11 protein-coding genes are annotated in these 16,546 nt (G+C 68.8%); 3 read left to right on the top strand and 8 right to left on the bottom strand.

Annotated elements, in window-relative coordinates; all coding sequences use genetic code 11:
• Positions 1-757: 757 nt before the first annotated feature.
• From L6E10_RS34770 to L6E10_RS34755, 4 genes are read right to left on the bottom strand one after another with little or no spacing between them, the layout of a single operon-like run.
• Positions 758-1,162 carry a hypothetical protein gene (locus tag L6E10_RS34770; protein WP_236224389.1) on the bottom strand — a complete coding sequence of 135 codons (405 nt, stop codon included), beginning with the start codon at positions 1,160-1,162 and terminating at the stop codon, positions 758-760.
• On the bottom strand, positions 1,159-2,151 hold the full coding sequence (locus L6E10_RS34765; RefSeq protein WP_236224388.1) for a hypothetical protein: 993 nt from the start codon (positions 2,149-2,151) through the stop codon (positions 1,159-1,161). The genes L6E10_RS34770 and L6E10_RS34765 overlap by 4 nt, the downstream gene beginning before the upstream one ends.
• Positions 2,148-4,481 carry a hypothetical protein gene (locus tag L6E10_RS34760; RefSeq protein ID WP_236224387.1) on the bottom strand — a complete coding sequence of 778 codons (2,334 nt, stop codon included), beginning with the start codon at positions 4,479-4,481 and terminating at the stop codon, positions 2,148-2,150. The genes L6E10_RS34765 and L6E10_RS34760 overlap by 4 nt, the downstream gene beginning before the upstream one ends.
• A complete protein-coding gene (locus L6E10_RS34755; RefSeq protein ID WP_236224386.1) occupies positions 4,471-5,784 on the bottom strand; it encodes a BTAD domain-containing putative transcriptional regulator in 1,314 nt (437 codons plus the stop codon). The genes L6E10_RS34760 and L6E10_RS34755 overlap by 11 nt, the downstream gene beginning before the upstream one ends.
• 199 nt (positions 5,785-5,983) lie before the next feature.
• On the opposite strand from L6E10_RS34755, the gene L6E10_RS34750 reads away from it, so the two are divergent.
• Positions 5,984-6,226 carry a DUF397 domain-containing protein gene (locus tag L6E10_RS34750; RefSeq protein ID WP_308102934.1) on the top strand — a complete coding sequence of 81 codons (243 nt, stop codon included), beginning with the start codon at positions 5,984-5,986 and terminating at the stop codon, positions 6,224-6,226.
• Between the two features lie 41 nt (positions 6,227-6,267).
• Here the strand turns inward: L6E10_RS34750 and L6E10_RS34745 are convergent, their stop codons facing one another.
• Positions 6,268-7,149 carry a helix-turn-helix transcriptional regulator gene (locus tag L6E10_RS34745; RefSeq protein ID WP_236224384.1) on the bottom strand — a complete coding sequence of 294 codons (882 nt, stop codon included), beginning with the start codon at positions 7,147-7,149 and terminating at the stop codon, positions 6,268-6,270.
• A 637-nt stretch (positions 7,150-7,786) separates the two neighbouring features.
• On the opposite strand from L6E10_RS34745, the gene L6E10_RS41035 reads away from it, so the two are divergent.
• Positions 7,787-11,266, top strand: coding sequence for a hypothetical protein (locus L6E10_RS41035; RefSeq protein ID WP_236224383.1), 3,480 nt, complete (start codon positions 7,787-7,789; stop codon positions 11,264-11,266).
• A gap of 3 nt (positions 11,267-11,269) precedes the next feature.
• Here the strand turns inward: L6E10_RS41035 and L6E10_RS34735 are convergent, their stop codons facing one another.
• Complete coding sequence (locus tag L6E10_RS34735; protein ID WP_236224382.1) at positions 11,270-14,062, bottom strand: M48 family metalloprotease; 2,793 nt, start codon at positions 14,060-14,062, stop codon at positions 11,270-11,272.
• 137 nt (positions 14,063-14,199) lie between these two features.
• Positions 14,200-15,468: an ArgE/DapE family deacylase gene (locus L6E10_RS34730; RefSeq protein ID WP_236224381.1), complete on the bottom strand. Its 1,269-nt coding sequence runs from the start codon at positions 15,466-15,468 to the stop codon at positions 14,200-14,202.
• A 123-nt stretch (positions 15,469-15,591) separates the two neighbouring features.
• On the opposite strand from L6E10_RS34730, the gene L6E10_RS34725 reads away from it, so the two are divergent.
• Complete coding sequence (locus tag L6E10_RS34725) at positions 15,592-16,029, top strand: Lrp/AsnC family transcriptional regulator (protein WP_236224380.1); 438 nt, start codon at positions 15,592-15,594, stop codon at positions 16,027-16,029.
• On the opposite strand, the gene L6E10_RS34720 is transcribed toward L6E10_RS34725, so the two are convergent.
• Positions 16,026-16,514 carry a MarR family winged helix-turn-helix transcriptional regulator gene (locus L6E10_RS34720; RefSeq protein WP_236224379.1) on the bottom strand — a complete coding sequence of 163 codons (489 nt, stop codon included), beginning with the start codon at positions 16,512-16,514 and terminating at the stop codon, positions 16,026-16,028. The genes L6E10_RS34725 and L6E10_RS34720 overlap by 4 nt on opposite strands.
• Positions 16,515-16,546 lie beyond the last annotated feature (32 nt).

Below are 16,546 nucleotides of genomic sequence, written 5' to 3'. Positions count from 1 at the left end.
CCGCCGATAAGTGAACGTTATCGGCGGCCAGGATTCCGGGGCGTCAGTGCCGGGATTCGAAGCCGCCCCTGTGACGCGTAGATCCAGCGTCAGCGCTCGACCAAGACAACGCGGCGGCATGTCGCGCATGCGCACGTGAACTGTCAGTGGAAGCGCGAGGCGGAATGTCAGCGACCGATCCAGATCTTGGGCGGCAGGTAAGCAACTACGTTGGCGGCCCACCCCTCCCTGCCGCACACCCACGAGATCAAGGACGTCATCTGTAACTGTGTTGTGGCGAATAGGGGTCGTTATCCACCGCAACATCAACGAACCCGCGCGACCAGGTGATCCGCGAGCCGTCGGAGACTGGGTCCTGACTGCAGTTGACCGCGCCACCCAGGGGCAGCGGATCTTGTCCTGCGAGCTGCGCAAGGTTCAGCCGCCGGATGAGCACGGTCGACCGCGGAGACCTGCCGTCCTAGCCTGGAATCTGACCGAAGTGCGGCGCGTGTGGCATGTCTGGCCCATCCTGGTTTGCCAGCCATTAACGTCACGGTGACGCCATCTGGCTGAACGCCCGCCTAGCAGGGAGACACGAGTTACGAGACTCCCGCCGGACACGGGGGTTTCACGCAGCGTAGGTGATGCGTGTTTCGGCGGGGGTTCGATAGCCGAATGTCGAGTGCAGACGGTCGTGGTTGTGGTAGTGCGGGTTACGGAAAGTAGCGGATCGTGCTTGGGAAGAGCGCACTGCTTGCAGACAACATCTCCCTCGTCACCAGAGCGTGATGAGCTCCAACGACAGTGCCGCAGCGAATAACCCCGACAGAATCGCCACCAGCGGCGGAGGCAGCGCCCTGACCGCCTCCGCCGCAGCGCGCAGCACGATCGACAGCAACCGATTGATCCAGAACGAGGTCCGCCCGACGATGTCGCCGTAGGTGTAGGCAAAGGACGACGGGGGCTTCTTGCTACGCCGACTCCGGGTGCTCCAGCGGTACTCGGGGAAGATCAGCAGCATGGCCGCTACGGCGATGGCGCCGCGTAATGCCGACGACGCCAAGCGCAGGAGGAACGGTGCGACCCAGCGGGTCGTCAGCCAAGCGCACACGACTGCGATCGCGACGAACAGGACGCCCGGAGGGACAAGCGGGCCGACGATCTTCGCGGCGATGATCACGGCAGGCTTGAGCTGCCGTTGCCGCTGGCCACCGTGTCCCTGATCGCTTCACCGGATGGGACCAGGCGCGGCTGCCCGCTGCCGGTGAGCACTCTGAAGATCGATTCTTGCGCCATCTGCAGGGCCGTGCGCACCTGGTCGTCGATCTGCCAGCGGTCGAGCGCGTCGGATTCGAGCAGACGGTTCATGAAGTCGAAGGTCGCCCGGAGGCGGCTGTCCCGTTCGTCGACGAGGACCTTGACCACGGAGCCGATGTCCTGGGGCTTCAGGGTGAGCTGCAAGGCGAACTGGTCGAAGTCACCTTCGGCGATGATCGTGCGGAAGTGGTTGACCTTTCGCTGGATGTCCGACTGTGCGAGGCTCGTGTCATCCAGCGAAAGACGGACGTGCGGCTGCACCCACAGGCCGCGGTTCGCGCCCAGCTGCTCCTCGTCCAGCTCCCTGTTGGCGGAGTTCTCGGCCTCGGCGGCCTCCGCGATGTCGAACCTTCGCGTCACCTCCCGCAGCCGTGCGAGCAGCCGTGGGGTCAGCATCTCGCGCACGTTGGTGACGCCGGCCTGGACGACCTGCGTCGGGTCGGCCACATTCCACTCCAGGTCGATGGTCGCGTTGAAGTAGATCTTGTCGCCACGGCTGGGCAGTTCGGTGCTGACGGTGGACACGTGGGTGCCGAGATCGACCTCGTACACCGTGCGCACCTTGTTCCACACCAATTCCCCCGTGGTGGGCTGCTCCGTCGTTGGATAGGTGAGGCACCTGCCCGAACGCGTGACGAAGACCCTGGCAGTTCGTGCTCCGACCGGCAGTCGCCGGTAGAGCAGTTCGAGCCAGCTCAAGTGGCGTTCGCTCACGATCGGGCTACCAAAATCCGGCGCTGCGATGGATGCACGTGGCCGCGTGCGGTCCTCCTTGCCCTCAACAGCCGAGGGCTCGTTCTCTGTCGGCTCGGGGGCTTTTTCGGAGTCCGACTTGAGGTCCGGCTGGGTCATGACGCTTCCTTTCTGGGCGCGGGGATGCGGATGGCGGCTTCGAGCAGCCGTGCGGCGTCGTCCTTGAGCGGGTCGCTCCAGTCGTGCCGCAGACGGTTGACCAAGTAGTGGAGCCGGCGCACATCGACCTCGTCATGCACCAGATGCGGCACGAAGGTGATCAGGGCATGCAGGCATTCGTTGTCCTTCTCCGCCGCACGGATCCACGGTCCGAACAGGTACCTGGCGACGAAGTCGCCCCGCCGGCCACGCAGGCCCCACCGCAGCAGGTCGGCGATCGGGGTTGCCAGATGCGGTTGCTCGTCCTGCAACGCCAGCAGCAAAGGCCAGTGCTCTCGAGTTGTGGGTGTCGGGCGTTCCACCCGCCCCGCGGACAGCCCGAGCTGGTTGAGGTCGAAGCCATGCATGTGGATCAGGTAGAGCATCGCCCACCAGGCCAGCTTGCGAACGCTCTGCCGGTCACTGGAGGTCCACTCGGCGAGCTTGCCCAGCACGGGCTCCACCTCGCCGAACGCGAACAGGTTTGCCACGCTGTAGGCGGACGCTCGCACCAGGTTGGAGTCCGTCCAGTCCTCCAGGGCCGACTGCTGCTCGGACGGCGTGCCCAGGACGCGCAACTCCTCGAAGGTCGAGTCGATCGACCGCCGCCCGAGGTCATAGCCCAGCGCTGAAGCGGCGGTCCAGCGCTCGGCGACCGTGCCGTACCGGCGCCAGGTCTTAAGTCGTTCGTCGACCGCGTCCGCGACCCGCTCGTCCCGCGCCGCCTGGTCCAGCGCGACGGCGGCGAAGAGCCTGCGCTGCCTTCTCCGCCTGCCCATCGCCGTGGCACCCGGCTGAATCATGCTTTGGAAGGTGAAGTGGAAGTCCAGCGAGCAGAACAGCCCCGTGGCCTGCGCAGCACGAACCCAGATCATCGCGCGCCCGTCCTTGCTCAGTGCCTTGAGCCAGCGGACCATGACCTTGCGCAGACCATGGTGGTTCTTCCACACGTAGCTCAGCAGTACCACCGGTAGCCGGTCGTCCGAGTATTTCGCGAGCCCGACAGGAACACGCTCCAGGCCGAACGAGACCGAGCCCTCCACCACTTCAGCCCGCGACCTCGGCAACCGGCTCCGATGGTCGTCGGCGAACAGCGAGGACTCTTTCGTGGACACCCCTTTGAGATCCTTGACGAACAGGTCGGCGAGCTGGCTGCCGGCCTCAGCGACCATGTTGTAGGGCGATCTGTTCAGCACCGCGAGCGCGATGCGGAACGCTGCCAGTCGCAGAGCGTCGCCCAACTCGACCGTGCCGAGCCCCGCGAGCCCGGCGAACCACTCCACGACCTGGCGTTGAACGAGCTGGGCGGCTTGGGCCTCGACCCCTTCCAGGGTGATGGCGCCACGACCGTGTTCGGCGAGCAGCCGGGCCATCTGGGCGACCTCCACCAGCCGTGGGGCCGGACCGAGGGCGCGGCGCAGGCGAGGCGTTTCGCTGAGCCTGAGCAACAGCGACTGCGCGTCCTGGTCGTCCCCGCGCACCTCTTCCACGAGGTGGCTTTCCAGGACCCGGTCGGACTCCGGCGGGCTGTACAACACCGCGTACTTGCCCAGGTGTCGCCCTTCGAGGTCGTCGCGTTCGACGATGACGACGAGGTGGCCGCCGCCGGTCTCCACGACGTTCCGCAGCTTGTTGAGCTGCGCCTCCGTCGTGGAGCTGCCTGCCGCGCCGAGAAGCTCCACGACGTAGCCGTGCCCGCTCTCGAAGTCGTTCGACGTCAGCGCGCCGACGTCCTGACCGGCGTCGAATTGCGAGATCACCTGGGACCCCACATCGTCGAGCAGACGCACCGCCGTGGTAAAACGGCCCGTGTCAGGTTCGCCGCACAGCGCGAGGACCCGGCGGTCCTCCAGGATCGACAGCATGTCGTCGTACCCGGCGACCGGTACGTAGCGTGCGCGCACCGCATCCAGCTCGTCCTCAAGCACCGAACCGGATCGGCGTCGGCCACTACTGCCCGCCGCGTAGTGGTAGTGCCGATCTCCGACGTGGACTTCCTCTGCGACTGAATCGCGGATGAACGCCATCGGGCCGTCGGTGGTGAGGTTGCGACCCTCGTCATACGCCTCACCGAACGCGCGTCGGTCAGAACCGTAGGGCGCCTCCGGGTCGTTGCTCTCCGACGCGGTCGTCCCGTTGTCCGCGCCGTCCTTGACCGCATCCGCGCTCCTGGCCGGTCCCCCGCGCCGCTCACCGCCGTGAGCGGGCCCACCGCCCTTCGTGGGGCCGGTGCCCGACGTGCCAGGAGCCGCAGGCCGGTCGGTTTCGCCGGTCGCGCCCTCACCGCTCATCGCGACGCCTCGCGTTCATGTTGATCACCGCTGCGTTGAACTGCTCGCCGATTCGCGCCCGGCCCTGGACGTACACGGTGGGCCCGTTGATCACGTCTGGCGAGCGGTCGCCGCGATGTCGTTCCTCTGCCCGGACTGGTCTCGGTGGTACCGAGTAACCCGGTACACGCACCCACCCGCCCAGATGTTCGTCAACCTGCCGATAGGAACGCTCCTCGTTCCAGACTCCCCGGCGGCGCACGACCGACTCATGCACGTCATCCGACACGACGACAACCAGGTTCTTGGTTCGGGCCGCAGCCAGGACCCGCCTGGCGTAGTCGGAACCGGCCAGGCTGGTAGCCAGCTCCTCGTCCTCGGCGGACACGCCGACCTGGACCGGGAACCGCACCTCGGAAGCGATGCGGTCGAGCCAGGAGGTGAGCACTTCGGCGTGCGGGATGTCAGCAGGCACCACGCAGACCACCCTGTCGTCTGCGGTGCTGATGTCGATGCCGTCCCAGCGCAACGACTGAGAGATCGCCGTCCGCAGTGCGCTCAAGTCCTGACCGTCGGGCCGTAGCACGACGACGAGCTCTCGCCGGACCTCCTGGGCAGAAGCTAGGGGAATGGGGATGACCTGGGCTGGGTACGGCACGGCGTTGTCGATGATCATCCGCTGCAGCTTTTCGAGTTCCGTATCCACTTCGAGCCCTCCGATCTCGACGATTTGCTTGCGATACGTGGCGAAGGTGTCCAGCGCGTCCTGTGTGCGGCCGGCGAAGTGCAGGGACGACATCGTGAGCCGGGTGACGTCTGCGTTGTCACGGTGCTCAAGGAACAGTTGGGTTAGACCCGGTATGCAGTCGCGGTACCGCCCCAGACGGATTTCGATCTCGGCAAGGCGAATCTGGGCAGCGAGGCGTTGTTCGACCAACACGGTCCGGTGGGCCTCGATCCGGCGGCTCCGCAGACCTGCTAGAGGCACCCCGTCGGCCAGGTCCAGCGCTTCCGCGAGCAACGTGGCCGCCTGTCCCTCAGCAACAGAATGGGACCGTGCGATCAACGCCTCGAAGCGACGGACGTCCACCTGCGCGTCCTCGACGTTCAACCGACAAAGCCTGTTCCTGTTGTCCAGCAGGTCTCCGGCTCCGGCCTCGACGAGGCACTTGCGCAACCGCGTCATGTAACGGTCTATCTCCGCCGCAGCGTTGTCCGGAGGGTCCTCCCACACCCACTCCGCCAAGGCATCGCGTGGCACCGGCGTGCTCTTCAGGGCGAGTGCGACGAGCAAACACTGCTCCTTCTCGGTGCCGAGCTGCACGTACTCACCGTGGCGGTATGCCGCCACCCGCCCCCACAGTCTGAATTCGACAGGCTTATCAGCCATTTTTCCCTTCCGGTTCAGTGTTTCAGCGAGCGGAAATGCGTCGGTGCAGCAGCCCTGTCAGTTGGATGCAGCGCTCCTGCCAGTCGCTTCCAGCGGCAGGGCAAGCTGTTCGGCCAGTTCTGCGATCCAACCTATGTTCATGCGACGGAAAAGCCGGAGCGGAACAGGAGAAGGAATAGTGGACAACACGAGCAGGAATTGGAAAAAGAGCTCGTTCAGCGAGGGTGGCAACGCGTGCGTCGAGGTGGCCATGGTCTCGACCGGTGTACTCGTGCGGGACTCGAAGAACCCCAGTGGGCCGGAGTTGTGGTTCACCTCCCTTGAGTGGATCGCCTTCCTGTACGGCGTGATGGCCGGCGAGTTCGGCCTCCGATGACGGATCGCTGAGGGTGGGTGCCGCGGCCGCGGCACCCACCCTCAGCCGGTGGACGAGCGGATTTCGTCGATCAGAGTGAGCAGCAACGAACGGGCGGGTTCGTCAAAGATCGCCATCTGATCCAGACGGGACCAGCGATTCTCGTACAGCTCAGTGCCCGCGAGGTCCGTCACCTCAACGGGACCGTGGATCATCTCGACGGCCACCAAGGTCTCGTGGTCGTCGTAAGGCCCGTCGTAGATGACAAAACCGTGGGAAAGGGTCGTCGCCGCTTCGGCGCCGAGAGGGATCAAGCCGAGCGACACGTTGTCGAGCGTGCTGATCGAGGCGAGGCGGTCAAGCTGGGCGACCAGCATCCGGGGCGGGCCTGGTCGCCAACGCAGGGCCGCCTCGGTGATCAAAAAGTCGAAGCGTCGATCCGGCTCGAATACCAGCTGTTGCCGGCGCAGGCGGGCGGCGACGGCAGCACTCCGGTCTTCCTCGGAGTACGGCACCTGAAATAGGGAAAAAACTCGGTTTGCGTAGTCGGCGGTCTGGAGCAGACCAGGTACCACCGAGTGCTGGTATTCGCGTATCCGGATCGCCTTGGCCTCGAGGGCTTGAACCTCGTCCTGAAGATGCCTGCGGTCCTCGAGCAAGGCTGGCCAGTGCTGCGCCTCGCGGTGAGCGCTTCTGGTCAACGCGTCGAGTCGTTGCCTCGTGCCGGTGGACGCCGCCAGCGCGGCCCCCCACGCATCGACCTCAGGGAGCGAGGGCAGCACGGTTCCCGCCTCGATCCTGGACACCTTCGACTGACTCATGTCGATGCGCCGGGCGAGCTCGCGACCCGAGACGCCGGACAAGCCACGCAGCTGACGCAGCTCAGCGGCCAGCCGCGCGCGCCCGGTCAACGCCGAGTTGATGCTCTCCGCCGCTACGTCCATCTGACATTCAACCCCGTTTCGGACGCTGCTGATTCAAAATGACTTGCGTTGATTCAAAATGATTCAACACTCAACCAGTGCGAGGTGGCCATGTCAAGCATTTGCGGATGACTTTCAATAGTTCACGTGAGCAGGAATGACCTGAACGCCACCCGATGAGATCCTGCGGCTGCGCATGACATTCCGCCCCTCGTCCTCGGCGTAAAGCAGATCGGGCTGGCCGGTCTGGTCGGCATCATGACGACCAGCTGATGGGGAACCGTGCCCGTCAAGGCGCGCCGGGCACGGCGCGGTGCGCGGATCGTCGTCGTCCGGGGGAGAGCTCGCGATGCCGTCTAAGGTCCCCCGTTGGACCCCGGCGACGTGAGGTCAAACTTCCGCGAAAGGTCCCATAGTTGCGGTCGAGGTTGAGACCAGGGAGCCGCGGGGCGCCGCGCATGGGCTCGGAACATTCGCCAATGCGGTGGTCATCTGGCCCTCAAATGTCATGACCAGCCTGGATCGATCACTGACACTTGCGATGCGCGTCACCGAGCCGACCGCGGCTCGGCCGATCGGTGGAAACGCCTCGGCTGACGTATCCGGCCGTGCCAAGGTCGTTCTTGATCAATGCCGGACCGCGTCGGAGGGGAGCGCCGTGAGCCCGTACCCAGGACTGCGCCCGTTCGGGATCGAGGACTCCTCCGTGTTCTACGGGCGAGACCGGATGATCGAGGACCTGCGAGCCGCGGCGGTCGGCCCAGGCCTGCTGGTCCTCCTCGGCCCGGCCGGCTCGGGTAAGACGTCCTTGCTGCACGCGGGGCTGCTGGCCGCACAGGAGCGGCCCTGGTTGTCGATCACTCCCCGCGCGCGCCCCGGCACGGTCACCGCCGACCCCGTCGACCTCGTGGTCGTCGATCAGGTGGAAGAGCTGTTCGCGCTCGATCGGCACGAGCGTGAAGCGTTCCTCCAGGCCCTGATGTCCATCAGTGACACGACCAGGATCGTGCTGGCACTGGACGCGGACTTCTACCGGCCGGCGACCGAGCACCCGGAACTCGCGAGGGCGTTGCGCGACAACCAGCTCCTGATCGAGCCGATGACGCAGGCCGAACGACGCGCCGCGATCGAGGGTCCAGCTGCCGTGGCCGGTCTGACGCTCGAAGACGGGCTCGTGGAGGAAGTCCTGCGCGACGCGGTGACGTTGCCGCAGCTGTCGCACGCGTTGTGGGCGACGTGGCGGCAAAGCTCCGAAGCGCGGCTCACCCTGGACGTCTACCGCGCGAATCGCGACGTCGGAACAACAGCCGAGCGGGTGTACGCGGAATTCGAGGCGCCCGAGCAGGAGGCCGCGCGGCGCGTGCTGCCGCGACTGGTTCGCGTCGGCGAAGGGAGCCCGGACTCCAGGGCATCCGTCCCGATCGAGGAGCTGGTGAGCGGCCTTCCGGACGCGAAAGCCGGTCAGCGGGTTGTCGACCTGCTCACCGAGGCGTGTCTGGTCACTCGGACAGGGGACGTCGTCCGGCTCGGTCACGCGGTGCCTCACTCCTGGCCGCGGTTGAGGGAGTGGCTCGACGCCGAACGGGACTGGCGGCACGCCCGCCGTCAGTTCGACTCCGACGCGGAACGGTGGCACCGCGCCGGACGCGTCAAGTCGCTGCTGTACCGGGGAGACCGCCTGGCGGAGGCGAACCGCCGGGCCGCGGCGTCCCCGAGCCGGGCCACCGACCTCGATCCCGCCACCGCCGAGTTCATGGACGCTTCGTGGCGCGGTGGGCAGCGGAGGCTGCACCGCCGCAGGACGGCGCTGGCCGTGCTGGCTGTGCTCGCGGTCCTGGCACCGGTAGGCCTCGCCGCGGCCGCGAAGTTCGCGCAGCAGGCCGAGCAGGCGCGGACCCGCGACCTCGCGCGGTCCCTCGCGGCCGAGGCGGAGGTCCTGCGCGAGCGCAAGCCAGGGCTGGCCAAGCAGCTCAGCGTGCTGTCCTACCGCCTCGACCGCGAGGCGGGCCGGCGGGCGATGCTCAACAGCCAGGGCACGCCGGGCGTCATCGCCGACGAGAAGGTCGTCACCGACGTCGTGCCCGACGCGGAGGGCAGGTTGCTGGCGGTCGTCGCCGTCGACGAGATCATGCTGCGCGGACGGGAACGGTCGGGACGGCTCACGGACCTCACGCCCGGCGCGGTCGCGGTGAGCAGGGACGGCACCCGGCTCGTGGCGGCGGACTTCGACACCATCGAGGCGAAGTCGGGCGTCCTGCGGTTCTACGACGTCGTCGACCCGTCCCGTCCGCGGCAGACGACGGAACTGCCGATGCCCGCGGTGATCCGCTCGCTCGTGCTCAGCGACGACGGAGAGACGCTGTACGCGGGGACCGGCGGCGGCGAGATCCTGCTCTGGGACCTGACCAGGCCGGACGCGCCGAAAGCGCTGGCGACACCGGAGGGGCACGGCTCGGCGGTCGACTCGCTCGCCGTCGCGCCACGCCGCGGCCTGCTCGCCTCCGTGAGCGTGGACGGGCAGGTCCGGCTCTGGGACGTCGTCGACCCCGCCCGCCCGGTCCCCGTCACCACCCTGGCCGGAGAGCCGTTCAAGGCCGCCCGCAGCCCGAGGGAACCGCTGCACCGCGTCGCGTTCGACCGCACCGGTTCGCTGCTGGCGACGTCCGCCGGGCCCAAAGGGCCGAACGTCTGGCGGTTGAACGACCCCTCTGCACCGCAACGGCTTCCTCACGAGGACAACCTCGGCCAGTGCCACGATCCGGTCCTGTCGCTGGCGTTCAGTCCGCACGGCAACCAGTTGGTCCTCGCGTGCGGATCGAAGTGGCGCGTGCTGACCCACACCGCCGAGCCGGGAGCGGGAGTGCTGAGGCAGTCCGCCTCCTCCGACCGCGGCGGCCTCCAGCCGGGCCCCGTGGTGTTCGACCCCACCGGACGACGCCTGCTGCAGGTCGACGCGGTGGGGGTGTCCGTGTGGGACCTCGGCAATCCCGACAGGCCGGGTGCGAAGGGCTTCGTCCGGGAGGTACCGGGAACCGGCGGACAACTCTCCTACCGGGGGACCGCGGACCGGCAGCTCATCGCCGTGAAGGGCGTCGGCACGAACACCCTGTGGGATGTCGGAGACCCTGCCGCACCGAAGAAGCTCCACACCGCACCGGCGCCGAACCTGTTCACCAGCGCCGCCATCGCGCTCAGCGAGAACGGAGAGCTGCTCGCCGCGGCCGAGCTGTACGACGACGGCAAAATGGTCGGCGTCAGCCTGCGCGACACCGCGATCCCCGGTGGCCCGCCGCTGGCCATGATCGAGGACCTGGACAACGGTGTCGCCGAGATCGCCTTCAGCCCTGTCCGGCCACTGATGGTGATCTCCGACGTCAACGGCGTGGTGAAGAGCAACCAGAAGCCGCCGAGCCTGCGGTTCTACGACATCACGAACCCCGCGCAGCCGCGCCAGATCGCGAAGCTGCCGATCGAGGCATGGGACGCGAAGTTCTCCCCGGACGGGACGGCGCTCACCGTCCTGGCACACGGTGAGCTCGCATCGCTGCCCATCAACACGAAGGCGGGCAAACAACTGCGCGGCCTCGACCTCACCGATCCCGCGCACCCCACCGAGCTGTGGCGCAAACCGCTGCCGCCCGGCCTCAGCGCCGAGTTCGCCCACAGCCCGGACGGATCGCTGTTCGCCGCGCTCGACAGCACGCAGACGCTGCGGCTGTGGCCGGTGCGGGACCGCAGGCCGGCCGGTGACGCGGTGAAAGCCACCGTGGGCAGCCGGGCGGCCGGCGGCAAGCTGGCGTTCAGCCCGGACAGCAAGCGCATCGCGTTGCTCGCCACGGAGCAGCGCGGGTCGGACTCCACCACCCGCGCGGAGATCTGGGACGTGTCCGACCCGGACGCGCCGGTCCAGCAGCTCTACCTGCCCGCGGACGACTCCACGTCTTCCTTCTACGACCTCGAGTTCAGCCCGGACGGGACGACGCTGGCGATCGTCAGCGCCAGTACCGGCGTCGAGTTGTGGGACACCGATCAGGAACGCATCGTCCCCGGGCTCTGCAACGCGGCCGGGGACCCGATCACGGAGCAGCAGTGGCAGCGTTACCTTCCCGGCCGGGACTACCGGCCGCCCTGTGCGTGAAGCTCAGCCACCCGCGATCCGCACCACCCGGCCCAGTGCCGAACTCGCCTCCGACATGGCGTTCGCGAGCTCGTCGAGCGACCTCAGGAGCAGCCGCTGCGGACCCGCCTCCAACGCGGTCACGCAGTGGGCACTACCGCGTTGCGCCAGTGCGACGAAACGACTCCAGTGCTGCTGAGCCACCGCGTCGGGCACCCGGAAGTAGCGTTGTGCGTCCTGCGCGATCTGCCCGAACTCGGCGCAGGTCTTCCTCAGCGGCGAGAGGTCGACCCGGCCCGTGGCGGATCCGGGTGCGTTCAACGCCTCCGTGTGGCGCTTCATGGTGTCCGCGAGGCGCCGGTTCAGATCCATGCCACCGTATCGGGTCCACGCGTACACCTGAGCGGCCTGGGTTCGGGCTGGAACCTGCGCGGTCGCGGCGGGTGCGAACACCGCCGTCACCTGGTCTTGGGACACCTCGCCGCTCGACCGGTCCCACAGCATCGCCCCGGCGGAGGCGACCGCGACCGCCGCGACGCAGAGAACGGCGACCACTCGGCGACGCACAGCCAGCGTGCCCGGCGCTCGTGCCACGACCACGGGCGTTCGCCGGACGATTCCGACCACAGCGGCGGCCACGAGGGCCGCGATCGTGGCGATCACGAACACGGGAGCGAGCATCGTCCGCGCAGCCATGCCGGACATGGCGAAGTGCGGACCGCAGGTCGACTCCACGACCCTCAGCGGCTCGACGCAGCCGTCCAGGGACAGCAACACCAACGCCAACCCGAAACCCGTCACGGCCGCCACCTGCGCGGCGATCAAGGCGGCCAGGAGCCGGTGACGACCGGCCAGCACGGCGGTGACGACCGCGGACACCGCCGGCGCCGCGACCACCGCCACGAACACAGCCGTCTGGTACGTCAACGCGAACAGTGCGCCTGATCCCGGGGGCAGAGGCCGCCACGTGTGCAGGTAGGCCTGCACCGCCACCACGGCGGCGCCCGCCACGGCACCGCCGGCCACGCCCGGCAGCAGCGCTCGCCGCAGCAGAGGTATCGGTGCCTCCCTGACCACGACGACGCCGGAGAGGGCCGCCCGCAGCCAGCGCGGCGTGCCGTCCGCCGGACGCACGGTCCAGGCGAGCAACGGCACGATCCACAACGCGCACACCGACACCACAGCCAGGGCGGGGGTGGACAGGCCGTTCAGCACCGGCATCCCCGCGGCGACGGCGGACAACACCGGCGCGTGGTCCGCGGCAGGACCGCCCAGGCCCCGTACGAGCAGGTCCCGAACCTGGTCGGTACCGATCGGCGTGCCCCGCGTGTACATCGTGCCGTTGCTCTGCCACCAGACGAACCACGACGACAACGCCAGCCAGGCGGCTCCCAGAACGGCGGCCGTCACCGGCCACGTCGTGCGCCCCACGACGGCCCAAAGGTGCGCGCACTGACCGATCCACCAGACGAGCCCCGCGCCCGCCAGCACGACGAGCAGCAGGAACTCGGGATGCGGAGGCAGCCATTCGGTCACCGCGACCCGGTTCAGGAACAACTCGCCCACGGCGAGCCCCGCACCGAACCACAGGCCGATGCGCCACCCCGGGGGCGCGGGTCGCGAGGTCCGCACCGAGTGCACCACGGCCCTCCACAGCGCGATACCGACCACCCCGACGGCGAGTGCCGACGACACCAACGTCAGCGCCTGGCCCGTCGACTCGCGGAGCAGGCCGCCTCTGGCCAGGTAGGGCGCCACGTACGACAACACCTGCGCGTTCACCAGGGTCGCGGCGACGCCGGTGAGGAACATCGGCAGTGCCCGCAACCCGAACAGCTCCCCGGCACCGGCCACCGCCGCCCGGCGGAGGTCCGACCGCGGATGGGTGCGCCACAACTCGACGAACGACGCTGTCCACCGCCTCGCGGGTGCGGGTGCGGGTGCCGTCGTGGTCCAGATGCGCGTGGCCGCGCCCCACCGGGCCGCGGCGAGATCGGCGCACACCTCCCGGCTGCGCAGCACGTCCGCACGTGCCAGGTAGACCAGCAGCACCAGCAGCAGCACCAGGAGTATCCGGCGCGCCTGGATCGGCTGGTCACCCGACCACCAGGTCGGCTGGGCGAGCATCACGGCTGTCCACACCCCGTACGGCACCAGGACCGCGGCGAGGAACATGCGCCACACCGCAGTGGTGATGTAGTGGAGGGTGACGTCGCCGTTGCGGATGTGCGCCAGTTCGTGGAGCACCACACCCCGGAAGTGCTCGGGATCAGCGGTGGCTTTCAGCAGCAGCGCGGCGCTGAGCCGCAGCGTGGGCCGCCGGTTGCTCCCGTACACCACCACGCCCTTGGTCGGGTCCACCACCAGCCGCGGCGTCCTGACCAGTCCGGCGGTCGCGACCGCCTCGGCGACCAGTCGGTGCGCGTCGTGCGTGTCGCCGAGTGGCTTCACCCAACGTGAACGCGCCCGCCACGCGGGTATCGCCCGGAACAGCACGGCGGTGCCGAGCAGCACGACGATCGGCCATCCCAGCACCACCCACCACGGCGGTTGCGGTTGATGACGAGCCACGCACTCGTCGTACGCCGGCATCTGCTGGAGCAACACCAGCTGGACCTGAAGTGTGCTCGCGTCGGGATCGGCACCCCCCGCCAGCAAGCACCCCACGTCGTCCGAACCCGAGACGCCGCCGGCGACCTCGCTCATCATCGAGCCGCTGGCCACGAACAGCAGCACCATCAGCAGCACGAACCGCACGGTGGTGCCCGCACCGATCACCCGTTCGTCCGCGCCTGCCGAGACCGGCTCCACCGTCACACTCGCCCCCGCACGTCCCCCTGGTCGTGCGAGTCAGTGTGCGGTCCCCCGCCGCCCGCGCGAGCCGGTTCGGAGCCACAACACCCCAATGGGGCAGAGACCGAGGCAGGTCGTCGAAGTGGCTCCGAAACCCGCTGTCAGCGGGTGCCGACCGCCCGAAGGGTGGCGAGGACCAGGGACCGGGTGACCGTGACGACCTCGTTGACGGAGACCTGCTCCTGGGGACTGTGGGCCACCCGCACGTCACCCGGCCCGTACTGGAGGGTGGGGATGCCCTCCCCCGCGTACAGCCGCAGATCGCTGCCGTAGGGAGCGCCCCGCTCGGAGGGGCGCCCGGTGCCGGTGACGTCGGCGTGCGCCTCACCCACCAGGGCGGCCAGAGGATGCCCCGCCGGGAGCCGCCCGCTGGCGAACTGACCACCGGGCCAGGTCACGACGGCCGGGTGCGCCCGCAGCCAGGGGTCCGCGGCGCAGGCCTCGGCCACGCACGCTTCGAGTTCGGCCCGCGCGCGAGCCGGGTCCTCCCCCAGTGCCACGCCCAGCCGTCCCTCGGCCACCAGCAGGTCGGGCACGGTGCTGGCCCAGTCACCGGCACGGACCGTGCCGATCGACAGCGGGTACGGGATCTCCCAGGCCGACATCAGCGGGTCGGTGTCGGCGTTGCGACGCGTCTCCAGCCGGGCCAGCGCCTGGTGGACGGGCAGGTAGGCGTCGATGGCACTGATCCCGGCGTAGCGGGTGCTGCCGTGGGTGGCCTGGCCCGCGACTTCGACGCGGAACGTCAGGGCGCCGGCGTTGGCGACCATGAGCGCGCCGCTGGTCGGTTCGGCGATGATGCAGGCGTCGCCGGTGTGCCCGCGCCGCAGCGTGCCGAACGCTCCGAGCCCGCCGTCCTCCTCGCTGACGACGAAATGGGCCGCGACCTGGCCGTTCAGCCTCGTGCCCGCTGCCTTGACCGCGCTCAACGCGGCGAGGATCGCCACCACGCCGGCCTTCATGTCGCAGGCGCCCCGGCCGTGCACGACATCGCCGTCCACCCGTGGGCGGAACGGATCGCCCTTCCACTGCGCGAGGTCGCCGGGCGGCACGACGTCGACGTGTCCCTGCAGGACCAGCGACGGACCGTCGCCCTGCGTCCGGGTGCCTGCGACCAGGCCCCACGCCTCGGTCCGCGGGGCTTCGCCACCGGGGAAGTCCGGGTGCGACCGCAGGGCGGGCAGGTCCATCGACCACAGGTCGACGTCCAGGTCCAGCCGCTCCAGGTGCCCGGCCAGCACGTGCTGCAACTCGGACTCCGCGGCGGTGCCCGTCACGCTCGGCACCTCGAGCAGGTCCAGCAGGAGCCGGCCGATCGCCGCCTCGTCCACCGCGGCCAGCGCCGCCGCCTCGACATCGTTGATCGTCACGAGGCGGAGGTTAGGGTCGGCCGGGCAGCGCGAACAATCGCCAAAACCCGCTTCAAAAAACGGTTTCTTGCAAATTCGGAGGGCCTCTGGCGGTTCTTTGCGCGCGATCGGATGCTTTTGCTCATGGACGCCATCGACGAAGCGATCATCCGGTGCGTGGTGCGCGACGCCCGCGCCACCTACGCCGAGATCGGCAAGGCGGCCGGGCTGTCCCCGTCCGCCGCCAAGCGACGACTCGACCGCCTCGTGGCCACCGGCGCGATCCGCGGGTTCAGCGCGGTGGTCGACCCGCAGGCGATGGCCTGGCACACCGAGGCGTTCGTGGAGATCTACTGCACCGGCAACCCGACCCCGGCCGCGCTGCGCAAGGCGCTCGACGACATCCCGGAGGTCATCGACGCGTGCACCGTCTCCGGCGCGGCCGACGCGATGCTCTACATGCTGGCCAAGGACATCCCGCACCTGGAGCAGGCGATCCAACGGGTGCGTTCGACCGCTCTCGTCCAACGGACCGAGAGCGCCATCGTGCTGTCACGGCTGCTCACGAGGCCACGTCTCTAGCGGCTCAGACGCAGGTTCGCCTCGTCCGCGGCGTCGGTCATCCGCCGCAGGAACATCGCCACGACCTCAAGCTCCTCGGGCGACGTCGTGCGGAGGACTTCGGCGATCTCGGTGCCCGCACGTCCGATGAACTCCTGGGCGCGGTCCCTGGCAGCGGACGTCGGACGCAGCGTGACCCGGCGGCGGTCCGCGCTCTCCCGGCTGCGCGTGATGTGACCTGCGGCTTCGAGCCGGTTGAGCAGGATCGTCGTCGCACCGCTCGTCATGCCGATCTGCCGCGACAACTGCGCGGGCGAGAGCGGCGCGCCCGACTCGGCCGCCCAGATGATCTGCCCCAGGGCGTTCGCATCGGCTCCCGGCAGCGCCATCCACGTGGCGAGGTGCTGGGTGAGCTGGCCGAAGTCGACCACCCAGTCGCGCAGCCGGTGCATCACCGCCACCTGCGCGGATGTCCAGTCCGTGGTCAGCGGGTTCGTCTCTGTCATGCAAGCACCTTTAGGTCAAAGTAGCTTTGCGT

Origin of the sequence: Lentzea sp. CC55 (assembly GCF_021056325.1) — a bacterium.
Classification (GTDB): Bacteria; Actinomycetota; Actinomycetes; order Mycobacteriales; family Pseudonocardiaceae; genus Lentzea; species Lentzea jiangxiensis.
Note: the sequence above shows the minus strand (reverse complement) of the source record. Positions and strands in the feature narration are given on the sequence as shown.

Coding starts and splice junctions, on each gene's coding strand:
- L6E10_RS34765 (WP_236224388.1), bottom strand. CDS start 2,151: ATGACCCAGCCGGACCTCAAGTCGGACTCCGAAAAAGCCCCCGAGCCG.
- L6E10_RS34760 (WP_236224387.1), bottom strand. CDS start 4,481: ATGAGCGGTGAGGGCGCGACCGGCGAAACCGACCGGCCTGCGGCTCCT.
- L6E10_RS34750 (WP_308102934.1), top strand. CDS start 5,984: ATGTTCATGCGACGGAAAAGCCGGAGCGGAACAGGAGAAGGAATAGTG.
- L6E10_RS34745 (WP_236224384.1), bottom strand. CDS start 7,149: ATGGACGTAGCGGCGGAGAGCATCAACTCGGCGTTGACCGGGCGCGCG.
- L6E10_RS34725 (WP_236224380.1), top strand. CDS start 15,592: ATGGACGCCATCGACGAAGCGATCATCCGGTGCGTGGTGCGCGACGCC.
- L6E10_RS34720 (WP_236224379.1), bottom strand. CDS start 16,514: ATGACAGAGACGAACCCGCTGACCACGGACTGGACATCCGCGCAGGTG.